The 11,172-nt window shown below is 60.8% G+C and carries 8 protein-coding genes and 1 pseudogene; 6 read left to right on the plus strand and 3 right to left on the minus strand.

Going from position 1 to position 11,172, the window contains the following annotated elements; all coding sequences use genetic code 11:
- Positions 1-442: D-alanyl-D-alanine carboxypeptidase (locus WLY71_RS26580; protein WP_347805920.1), on the plus strand; the 442-nt coding region annotated here is incomplete at its 5' end.
- A 136-nt stretch (positions 443-578) separates the two neighbouring features.
- Here WLY71_RS26580 and WLY71_RS26585 read toward each other — a convergent pair.
- Together WLY71_RS26585 and rlmKL are read right to left on the minus strand one after the other, a co-directional pair.
- On the minus strand, positions 579-2,978 hold the full coding sequence (locus WLY71_RS26585) for a sensor domain-containing diguanylate cyclase (protein ID WP_347805921.1): 2,400 nt from the start codon (positions 2,976-2,978) through the stop codon (positions 579-581).
- 142 nt (positions 2,979-3,120) lie between these two features.
- Positions 3,121-5,397 (minus strand): bifunctional 23S rRNA (guanine(2069)-N(7))-methyltransferase RlmK/23S rRNA (guanine(2445)-N(2))-methyltransferase RlmL, encoded by a 2,277-nt coding sequence (rlmKL, locus tag WLY71_RS26590; protein WP_347805922.1) that lies wholly within the window; start codon positions 5,395-5,397, stop codon positions 3,121-3,123.
- A gap of 529 nt (positions 5,398-5,926) precedes the next feature.
- Here rlmKL and rmf point away from each other — a divergent pair.
- A complete protein-coding gene (gene rmf, locus WLY71_RS26595) occupies positions 5,927-6,142 on the plus strand; it encodes a ribosome modulation factor (protein WP_003223300.1) in 216 nt (71 codons plus the stop codon).
- Between the two features lie 237 nt (positions 6,143-6,379).
- Here the strand turns inward: rmf and WLY71_RS26600 are convergent, their stop codons facing one another.
- On the minus strand, positions 6,380-7,399 hold the full coding sequence (locus WLY71_RS26600) for a quinone-dependent dihydroorotate dehydrogenase (protein ID WP_134421785.1): 1,020 nt from the start codon (positions 7,397-7,399) through the stop codon (positions 6,380-6,382).
- A gap of 229 nt (positions 7,400-7,628) precedes the next feature.
- On the opposite strand from WLY71_RS26600, the gene WLY71_RS26605 reads away from it, so the two are divergent.
- The 4 genes and pseudogenes from WLY71_RS26605 to WLY71_RS26620 all read left to right on the plus strand — a co-directional run.
- The gene (locus tag WLY71_RS26605) at positions 7,629-8,840 is read left to right on the plus strand and encodes a CmpA/NrtA family ABC transporter substrate-binding protein (RefSeq protein WP_347805923.1); all 1,212 of its coding nucleotides are present in this window, start codon (positions 7,629-7,631) and stop codon (positions 8,838-8,840) included.
- A gap of 15 nt (positions 8,841-8,855) precedes the next feature.
- Positions 8,856-9,431, plus strand: coding sequence for an ANTAR domain-containing response regulator (locus WLY71_RS26610; RefSeq protein WP_347805924.1), 576 nt, complete (start codon positions 8,856-8,858; stop codon positions 9,429-9,431).
- A gap of 319 nt (positions 9,432-9,750) precedes the next feature.
- Positions 9,751-10,962 carry a nitrate/nitrite transporter gene (locus WLY71_RS26615; protein WP_347805925.1) on the plus strand — a complete coding sequence of 404 codons (1,212 nt, stop codon included), beginning with the start codon at positions 9,751-9,753 and terminating at the stop codon, positions 10,960-10,962.
- Between the two features lie 7 nt (positions 10,963-10,969).
- Positions 10,970-11,172 (plus strand): annotated as a pseudogene (locus WLY71_RS26620) (bifunctional protein-serine/threonine kinase/phosphatase); the annotation flags it as partial.

Genomic DNA, 11,172 nt, shown 5'->3' on the forward strand with positions numbered 1-11,172 from the left:
TGCCAAGGCTGCACAGCGTGTGGTGCGTCAGTGGCTGGCGAAGAAAGGCATCACCGCGCCGCACCTGGTGATGGAGAACGGTTCCGGTCTGTCCCGTGCGGAACGGGTGAGTGCGCGTGAAATGGCCGGCATGCTGCAAGCGGCCTGGAAAAGCCCGTATTCGGCCGAGTTCATCAGTTCGATGCCGATTGCCGGCACCGACGGCACCATGCGCAAACGCCTGAAGACCACTGCGATGCGCGGTGAAGCCCACGTCAAGACCGGCACCCTGAATACGGTGCGGGCGATTGCCGGCTTCAGCCGCGACATCAACGGCAATACCTGGGCGGTGGTGGCGATTCTCAACGACAAGGCACCGTTTGGCGCGTCGTCGGTGCTGGATCAAGTGCTGCTGGACCTGTATCGCCAGCCGAAACTGCCGGAAACGGCTTCGGTGCTCTAACCCCGAACCTCCAGTCACTGGAGATCAAATGTGGGAGCGAGCTTGCTCGCGATAGCGGTGTGACAGTCAACATCAATGTTGAATGTCAGGGCCTCATCGCGAGCAAGCTCGCTCCCACAGGGGTCCGCATGGAGGGTTAGTTCATCTCTCCTGCTACCCGATCTCGTCCTGCCAGTTTCGCCGCATATACCCCCGAATCCGCCCGCAGCAGCAGCGCATCCGCGCCCTCCCCGACTCGCCAACTGGCAATCCCGAAACTCGCGGTCACTGTCCCGACGCCTTCGATCGGCGAACTGCGCAACCCTTGCCATAGCTGCAAGGCCAGGACATGGGCATGCTCGCCGTTGATGTCCGGGCAAAGCACCATGAACTCCTCGCCACCCAGGCGACAGAACACGTCGGTGCGCCGCAGCCGATGGCCGATGCGTTCGCACACGATCTGCAACACACGATCGCCGACAGCGTGGCCATGCTGGTCATTGATGCGTTTGAAATGGTCGATATCGAGCATGATCACCGACAGTTCGCCGCCACCACGCTCGACCCGGGCCATTTCGGTGGTCAAGCGTTCCTGGAAATAGCGGCGGTTGTGGATCCCGGTCAGCGAGTCGGTGATCGACAGCGCGCGCAATTCTTCTTGCACTCGCTTGAGGTCGGAGATGTCCGAAACGTAGCCATGCCAGAGCACGCCGCCACCGGGCAGTTCCTCCGGCGTCGCCTCGCCACGGACCCAACGCAGGCCGCGCAGGGGCAGCTGCACGCGGTATTCCTCGCGCCAAGGGCTGAGGGTGTCCGCCGACGCCCGGATCGAGGCGCGGACCCGGGTGGTGTCTTGCGGATGAATCCGCGTGAAAATCGCTTCGGCGTTGAGCAACAGCACATCCGGCTCAAGTTCGTAGATCTCGCGAATACCGTCGCTGGCGTAGATCACGCTGAAGCGCCCATCGAACTCCATCTTGAACTGGTAGATCCCGCCGGGCACATGGGCGCTGAGTTTCTTCAACAACAGGTCCCGTGCCGCCAGAGCCTCATGGACCCGCTTGCGTTCAGTGATGTCGATGCAGATCGCCAGGTGCCCAACCCACAAGCCTTGCTCGTCGAGGACCGGGGTCGCCAGCATGTTCACCGTCAAATGGCTGCCGTCGCTACGCAACAGCGTCCATTCCCGCGCTTCGTGACCGCCCTCCTCGCCACCCTCGACCAACATCGCCTGGCAGGTCGGAACCGGTTTGCCATAACGCGCGCTCAACTCCGCCGAACGTGCCAGGAGCTCTCGGGGCAGGTGCAGGTTTTCCAGGGTCATGTGGCCCACCACTTCGGCGCTGGTGTAGCCAAGCATTTGCTCGGCACCAGCATTAAAAGTTTGGATAACCCCGCGCAGATCAGTGGCGATGATTGCCACCTGGGTCGCGGCATTCAGCACGCCACGCAACTGGCCATGGGTGCCGCGCAACTCCTGCTCACGGGCGCGCAGTTCCTGGGTCCGTTGCTCGACCATTTTCAGCGCCCGTTGACGCTGACTGACCAGCACATAGAGCAAGGCACTGAGCAGCAGACTGAGCAAGCCGCCCAGCACCACCAGGGTGGTCACCGAAGAGTGATTGGCTCGCAGGAAGGCATCGCTGGGCTGAATGTCGACTTGATAGTCATGGTCGGCAAGCCGCAACAACTGGGTCGCGGACAACTCACTGGGCGCCGGCGTGTTGGGGGACTCATAAAGCACTTCGTGCTGATCGTCTGTGGATAAGTCGAGGATGCGCACCGAAAGATAGTCACGGCCAGCCTCCGGCAGCCCGTCCGCCAGCAACTGATGCATGCTGATCACGGCCATGACATAACCGTACGATTTCACCCCCGCCGTAGCCGGACTATTGCGCAGCAACACCGGTGCGACCAGCAGCACGCCGCGCGCATAGGCCGGTTCGATACTGACCAGATGCATCGGCTGCGATACCGCCATGCCGCCGTGCTGATCGGCCCGTTCAAGGGTGGCACGGCGCAAGGGTTGAGCCCACAAGTCGTAGCCCAGCGGCGAACCCAGTTTGCTTTGGGTCTGGCTATACAGCACCGCCACGTACTCATCCCGTTCGGCCGCCAGTTGCAGTTGGCCGTCGGCATTGATTTCGCGCAGGGTGAACTCGGGTAAACCCTCTGCACGCACCTGGCGTTCAAATACCGCCCGCTCGGCACCGGTTACCCGCTTGGCGAAGGAGTAGGCCTGAGTCCGGTGCAGCAGCGGTTGGGTGTAACCGTCGAACTGCGCTCGGGAGACCGAATCGGAATTGGCAAAGAACCGGCGCAGGCCATCGAGGCGCTGCTCCTGATCTTCGAAACGCTCTTCGATACGGCTGTAACGTTCACTGGCCAGCAGTTGGAAACGTTGCCGCAATTGATGGTGGAACAGATTCAGCGTCGACCACGCCAGCAATCCCGTGAGAATCCCGCCGACAACCAATACCAGCAGTGCGACCAGCCAGGCCGAGACATCTTCACTGATAAACCCCAGGATCTTCGGGCGCACGGCGGGCAACGACATAGACGCAACTCAAAACGCCAGGTGCGGGAAAGCCCATTGGCCATGCGTTGAGTTATAGCTATTAGCCATCAATTTGACCAGCACAGAAAGAAGCCAAGAGCCTTTAAAAATCAAGGCTCTGTGGATCCAATCCCTTCAAGTGTCAACGAGCCGTGATTTTCCAGGCACGGTGGATCTTGCTATTACGGGCGAAATCCGGATCGATGGTCTGGGCGGTGATTTCCTCGACCGCATAACGCTCGGTGAGGTTTTCCTCGAGCTGGAACTTGCGGAAGTTGTTGGAGAAGTACAACACGCCGCCGGGGGCCAGACGCGCCATGGCCAGGTCGATCAATTGCACCTGGTCACGCTGCACGTCGAAGATCCCTTCCATGCGCTTGGAGTTGGAGAACGTCGGCGGATCGATGAAGATCAGGTCGTATTCGTCACGGCAGGCATCGAGCCAGGCCATCACGTCGCCCTGCTCCAGACGGTTCTTGTCGGAGAAACCGTTCAGCGACAGGTTGCGACGCGCCCAGTCCAGATAAGTTTTCGACAGGTCGACGCTGGTGGTGCTGCGCGCGCCGCCCTTGGCTGCGTGAACACTGGCGGTTGCGGTGTAGCTATACAGGTTGAGGAAGCGCTTGCCGGCTGCCTCTTTCTGAATCCGCATGCGCATTGACCGGTGATCGAGGAACAGCCCGGTGTCGAGGTAATCCGTGAGGTTCACCAGCAGCTTCACGCCGCCTTCGTTGACCTCGACGAACTTGCCCTGTGCCGCTTGGCGTTCGTACTGCTTGGTGCCGCTCTGACGCTCGCGACGCTTGACCACCACGCGGCTCTTGTCGATGTTCAGGGCCTGCGGAATGGCAGCCAGGGCATCGAACATGCGCGCCGAGGCTTTTTCCGGATCGATGGACTTCGGCGCGGCGTATTCCTGGACGTGGACCCAATCCTGATACAGGTCGATGGCCATCGAGTATTCCGGCATGTCGGCATCGTAGACGCGGTAGCAGTCGATGCCTTCACGCTTGACCCACTTGCCGAGGGCCTTGAGGTTCTTTTGCAGGCGGTTGGCAAACATCTGCCCGCCTTCGCTCAAGCGCGGTTGCTCGATCACCACCGGGGCCGGTTTGATCGGGTTGCCGTTCTTGTTGTACTTCTCGTACTTGCCGGGTGCCACGTCGTTGTCTGCGACTTCGACTTCGGCTTGAACTTGTTCGCGCTCGACCTGACGCTGTTCCGGGGTGCGACGTTCGCCAGTGACGAACTGGTCCGGCGTGACTTTGATCAGCAACAACTTGCACGGCAACGCGCCGTTCCAGAACGAATACTGTTTGTGGCTGCGGATGCCCATGCGCTTGCCCAGGTCCGGGGCGCCGGTGAATACCGCAGCTTCCCAGTTCAAGCAGGCCTGACGCAGACGTTCGCCGAGGTTCTGGTAGAGATAGAGCAAGCTCGCTTCATCACCCAGACGCTCACCGTACGGTGGGTTGCAGATCACCAGGCCTTTCTGGTTCTGGTCCGGACGTGGCTCAAACGTCCCGACTTCGCCCTGGTAGATCTTGATCCACTCGCTCAGGCCGGCACGTTCAACGTTGTTGCGGCCCGGTTGAATCAGGCGCGGGTCCGCTTCGTAACCGCGAATCCACAGCGGTGGCTTGGCCAGACCGGCCGCGCAACGCTCAGTGGCTTCTTCGTGAAGCTTTTTCCACAGGGCCGGGACGTGACCGAGCCAGGCCGTGAAACCCCACTGCTCACGACGCAGGTTCGGCGCCATGTCGGCGGCGATCATCGCGGCTTCGACGAGGAACGTACCGACACCGCACATCGGGTCAGCCAGCGCGCCGCCATCGGCCGCAATGCGTGGCCAGCCGGAACGGATCAGGATCGCTGCCGCGAGGTTTTCCTTCAGCGGCGCCGCGCCCTGCTGCAAGCGATAGCCGCGCTGATGCAGGCTGTGGCCGGAGAGGTCGAGGGACAGAATCGCTTCGCCGCGATCCAGGCGCAGGTGAATGCGCAGGTCCGGATTGAGCTTGTCGATGGATGGACGGTCGCCCTGCGGCGTGCGCAGTTTGTCGACGATGGCGTCCTTGACCTTCAAGGCGCCGAAGTGGGTGTTGTCGATGCCCGAGCCGTGACCGCTGAACTCGACGGCCAGGGTGCCATCGTTGAGCATGTGGTCTTGCCACTCGATATCCAGCACGCCGTGATAGAGGTCTTCAGCGTCTTTCATCGGGAAACGCTTGAGCACCAGCAGCACCCGGTTCGCCAGACGCGACCACAGGCACAGGCGGTAAGCGGTTTCCATGGTTGCCATGCCGCGCACGGCAGAGGTGTGCTCACGCGCTTCCTCAAGGCCAAGCCCGACGGCTTCCTCGATGAGCAGGCCTTCAAGGCCTTTTGGGCAAGTGAGGAAGATTTCGAATTGATCGGACATTGGAATTTCAGAGCCTTTGGCTAAGTGAACCGACAACGCATTGCCGGCCCGGTTTTCAATCAGGCGCTTTTCTAAAAGAGCGCCCGCGTGGCACGAAGGTGTGCCGTTCCACCCTTGCTGCTCGGGTTAAAAGAGCTTAGATGCAAAGGCAGATAAAAAAGTTGATGCAACAAAATGTCATAAGTCGACCCTTCGTCGAATAGTCCCCCTGCTCAACAGGAGGTATTCTCACTTAGGGATTCAATCCATCATGCAGCGCAGGGCCGATCATACCGGGGTTTTGCCAATAAACACGGGACAACATCGTGTTACTTATGGCCATACCACCTTAATAGTTACGTCCTTATGACAAAACGATCATTCCCTCGATGTGACGCATTGGTTAGAACTCAACACAGGTTGACACCGCAATGACGTCAACACCTTGGCTCGCGACGCCGGCAGCGAGCCCCAACGGCAGGAGTTTTTCTGCCAGACCTCGATTGAGGTCGACGCGATAAATACAGTCAACAAGTGAGGGCAACACCCTATGAGAAGACTTAAGCGTGATCCGTTGGAAAGAGCATTTTTGCGCGGATATCAATATGGCGTTGGTGGCAAATCCCGCGAGCTTTGCCCATTTACTCTACCGTCGGTACGCCAAGCCTGGATTAACGGCTGGCGAGAAGGACGCGGCGACAATTGGGACGGTATGACCGGCACTGCGGGAATCCATAGACTCAACGAACTTCACGCCGTCGGCTAACACAGGGCACACACTCCGACACGACAATCTGATTACGTAACGACTTACCACGCACGCCCCATCCGGGCGGCGGGCTTCGGCCCAGGGGCTCCTTCGAGGAGCCCTTTTTTATGCCTGTTCTCTGGCCAAACACTCTCTCACTGTAGGAGCTGCCGAAGGCTGCGATCTTTTGATCTTGCTTCCTGGCAATCAAGATCAAAGTCAAAAGATCGCAGCCTTCGGCAGCTCCTACGGGGTTTAGCGCAAGGCCGCGATGGCGTCTACGGATTCACGAATCAGCGCCGGGCCTTTATAGATGAAGCCGGAATAGAGCTGCACCAGGCTGGCACCCGCAGCGATTTTCTCAGCCGCGTGCTTGCCTTCGGTGATGCCGCCCACGGCGATGATCGGCAAGCGACCGGCCAACTCGGCCGCCAGCACCTTCACGGTGTGGGTGCTCTTGTCACGAACCGGTGCGCCGGACAGACCGCCCGCCTCGTCACCATGCTCCATGCCTTCTACGCCGACGCGGCTCAGGGTGGTATTGGTGGCGATCACCGCGTCCATCCCGGTTTCGATCAGCGCTTGCGCGACCTGAGCGGTTTCTTCGTCGGTCATGTCCGGCGCAATCTTGATCGCCAGAGGTACATGTTTGCCGTGGCGCAGCGCCAGTTCTGCGCGGCGCGTCGCCAGGTCGGCCAACAATTGCTTCAGCGAATCTCCGAATTGCAGGCTGCGCAGGCCCGGGGTGTTCGGCGAGCTGACGTTGACCGTCACGTAGCTGGCGTGGGCGTAGACCTTGTCCAGGCAGATCAGGTAGTCGTCGACCGCCCGCTCAACCGGGGTATCGAAGTTTTTGCCGATATTGATACCCAGCACGCCCTTGAACTTGGCCGCCGCCACTCGAGCCAGCAGGTGATCGACGCCGAGGTTGTTGAACCCCATGCGGTTGATGATCGCCTCGGCTTCCGGCAGACGGAAAATGCGTGGCTTCGGATTGCCCGGCTGCGGGCGCGGCGTGATGGTGCCGATTTCGACAAACCCAAACCCCAGTTGCGCAAAACCGTCGATGGCCGCGCCGTTCTTGTCCAGCCCGGCCGCCAGACCCACCGGGTTCGGGAAGTCCAGGCCCATGACGGTCACCGGCATTTTCGCCGGCGCCTTGCACAGCAAGCCGTTGAGGCCCAAACGCCCGCCCGCGCCGATCAGGTCCAGGGACAGATCGTGGGAGGTTTCCGGGGAAAGTTTGAACAACAGCTGACGGGCCAGGGTGTACATGGGCGGGTTTGACTCTGGGCTACGAAAAGTGGCGGCAATTATAGCCGGGCATCGGGGTTGCAGGCGAGGCGCGCGACAAAATCAGCGAGCGATGGCATATGCCTTGCACCGTCACTGACATCAGCACTCATGCCAACGGCGGGATGAGTCGAAAGACAAAGGCGTCGTCACTTGGCCTTGCCCTGGCAAGCAGCCCGGTCCGGCGCTTTTTTATGGAAGGTGTTTACTGATGATTGAAGTTCCAGCCAACCCTCTGGCCTGGGTCAACGGCAGCGATGCCCCGGAAAAGACCGAAATCAACCTCGGCTTCATGGCCCTGAGCGACTGCGCCTCGGTAGTGGTCGCGGCCACGCAGGGCTTTGCCCAACCTTATGGCCTGACCCTGAACCTCAAGCGCCAGTCGTCCTGGGCCAACCTGCGGGACAAACTGGTCAGTGGCGAACTCGATGCCGCCCACAGTCTGTACGGTTTGATCTACGCGGTGCATTTGGGCATCGGCGGTGTCGCGTCGACCGACATGGCGGTGCTCATGGGCCTGAATCAGAATGGCCAGAGCATCAACCTCTCCCATGGCTTACAGGCGCTGGACGTGACCGGTCCTGAAGCACTGGAACGGCACGTGCACCAAAGTCGCCCAAAACTCACCTTCGCCCAGACATTTCCTACGGGCACCCACGCCATGTGGTTGTATTACTGGCTCGCGAGTCAGGGTATTCATCCGTTGCAGGACGTCGACAGCGTGGTGGTGCCGCCGCCGCAAATGGTCGCGCACCTGCAAGCCGGGCGCATCGACGGCTTCTGCGTCGGCGAGCCATGGTCCGCCAGCGCGGTGCAGCAAAATCTGGGGTTCACGATGGCAACCACCCAGACCATCTGGCCCGATCATCCGGAAAAAGTCCTCGGCTGCACCCGCGCCTTTGTCGAGCAATACCCCAACACCGCACGGGCGCTGGTGATGGCGATTCTGGAGGCCAGCCGCTTCATCGAAGAAAGCACCGAGAATCGCCGCAGCACCGCGAAGCTGTTGAGTGCCCCGCAATACCTCGACGCACCGCTCGACTGCATCGAACCGCGATTGCTCGGTGACTACGCCGATGGCCTGGGTCATCGCTGGCAAGACCCGCACGCACTGCGCTTCCATGGTGATGGCGAGGTCAATCTGCCGTATCTGTCCGATGGCATGTGGTTCATGACTCAGTTCCGCCGTTGGGGTTTGTTGCGCGACGACCCGGACTACCTGGGCGTGGCCCGTCAGGTCCAGCAACTAGACTTGTATCGAGAGGCCGCCACCGCTGTCGGTGTGGCCGCGAGTGATCAGCCAATGCGCAGCAGCCAGTTGATCGACGGCAAGGTCTGGGATGGCCTGGACCCCGCCGGCTATGCCCGCAGTTTCAAGCTGCACGCCATGAGCGACAGCTCGCCCCTTCTCGCCAGCCGCTGACAGGAGACTGCGAATATGTTGCGTATCCTGCTGATCAACGACACTGCGAAGAAAGTCGGTCGCCTTAAGGCGGCCCTGACCGAAGCCGGATTCGAGGTGATCGACGAGTCGGGCCTGACCATCGACCTGCCCGCGCGCGTCGAAACGGTGCGTCCGGACGTGATTTTGATCGATACCGAGTCACCGAGCCGCGATGTGATGGAACAAGTGGTGCTGGTGAGCCGCGACCAACCGCGGCCGATCGTGATGTTTACCGATGAACATGACCCCGATGTGATGCGTCAGGCGATCAAGTCCGGGGTCAGTGCCTACATCGTCGAAGGCATCCACGCACAGCGCTTGCAGCCGATTCTCGACGTGGCCATGGCGCGTTTTGAAAGCGACCAGGCCCTGCGAGCCCAGCTCAACGCCCGCGACCAGCAACTGGCCGAGCGCAAGCGCATCGAGCTGGCCAAAGGGCTGCTGATGAAAATGAAGGACTGCAACGAGGAAGAGGCCTACACCCTGATGCGCCGCCAGGCCATGAGCCGCCAGCAGAAGGTGATTCAGGTGGCGGAGCAGATCATCGCGATGAGCGAGTTGTTGGATTGAAGAGCAAAAGATCGCAGCCTTCGGCAGCTCCTACATCGGATGCGTACACCCTGTGGAGCTGCCGAAGGCTGCGATCTTTTTGCCTTAACAAAAATTCCGGATGTGGCACAGATCTCGCTAGGTAATCACTACAGGTAACCAACGGCGGTTGCCCCACCTACGACAAAGACGTCGCTCACCTCATTTGCCCTTTGGCGAATCCGGTGGCGGCGTTTTTTTGTTTTGGCCCCACAGACCGGGGCCGGTGGTGCGGCCGATGCGGCGCCCCACCTGCAAGCTCATGACTCCTTCTCGAGACTCCTAACAGCTGAGGTGCGCGATGAATTCAAGCTTCTGGAAATCTGGCCATACCCCGACATTGTTCGCGGCCTTCCTCTATTTCGACCTGAGTTTCATGGTCTGGTACCTGCTCGGTCCAATGGCGGTGCAGATCGCCGCCGATCTGCAGCTGACCACCCAACAGCGCGGACTGATGGTGGCCACGCCGATTCTGGCCGGGGCGGTTTTGCGCTTTGTAATGGGCTTGCTGGCTGATCGCCTGTCGCCGAAAACCGCCGGGCTGATTGGCCAGGTGATCGTCATCTGCGCACTGTTCGGTGCCTGGAAACTCGGCATCCATAGTTATGAACAAGCGTTGGTGCTGGGCCTGTTCCTCGGCATGGCCGGCGCATCCTTCGCCGTCGCCCTGCCGCTGGCCTCGCAATGGTATCCACCACAACACCAAGGCAAAGCCATGGGCATCGCCGGTGCCGGTAACTCGGGCACCGTGCTCGCTGCACTGATCGCCCCGGTACTGGCCGCTGCATTTGGCTGGAGCAACGTGTTCGGCTTCGCCCTGATCCCGCTGATTCTGACCATCATCGTCTTCGCCTGGCTGGCCAAAAACGCACCTGAGCGGCCGAAAGCCAAGTCCATGTCCGACTACTTCAAGGCCTTGGGCGACCGCGACAGCTGGTGGTTCATGTTTTTCTACAGCGTGACCTTCGGCGGCTTCATCGGCCTGGCCAGCGCCCTGCCCGGCTATTTCAACGACCAATATGGCCTCAGCCCGGTGACCGCCGGTTACTACACCGCCGCCTGCGTGTTCGGTGGCAGCTTGATGCGTCCGTTGGGCGGCGCTCTGGCCGACCGTTTCGGTGGCATTCGCACCCTCTTGGGGATGTACACGGTAGCGGCGGTCTGCATCGCAGCGGTGGGTTTCAATCTGCCGAGTTCCTACGCGGCACTGGCACTTTTCGTCTGCACCATGCTCGGTTTGGGTGCCGGTAACGGCGCAGTTTTCCAATTGGTGCCGCAGCGTTTTCGTCGGGAGATCGGTGTGATGACCGGTTTGATCGGCATGGCCGGCGGTATTGGTGGATTTGCACTGGCTGCGGGCATGGGCGCGATCAAGCAAAGCACCGGCAGTTATCAACTGGCCTTGTGGTTGTTCGCCAGCCTTGGCGTGCTCGCCTGGTTCGGTCTGCACGGCGTGAAACGTCGCTGGAGAACCACTTGGGGTTCGGCAGCCGTGACCGCCGCTCGGGTCTGAGGCCTCAATGAGCCTGCAACTGAGTTTTGCCGAAGCGAGCGCCATCGGCCCTCGCGAGGAGAATCAGGACGCCCTGCGCCTGGTGACTCCGGCCCCGGCGCTGGCGGCGAGCAAGGGTTACCTGTTCGCCATCGCCGATGGCGTCAGCCAGTGCGCCGATGGTGGCCTCGCCGCCCGCTCGACGTTGCAGGCTCTGGCGCTGGATTACTA

It is taken from the genome of Pseudomonas rossensis, assembly GCF_039888995.1.
In the GTDB taxonomy this organism is placed as follows: Bacteria; Pseudomonadota; Gammaproteobacteria; order Pseudomonadales; family Pseudomonadaceae; genus Aquipseudomonas; species Aquipseudomonas rossensis.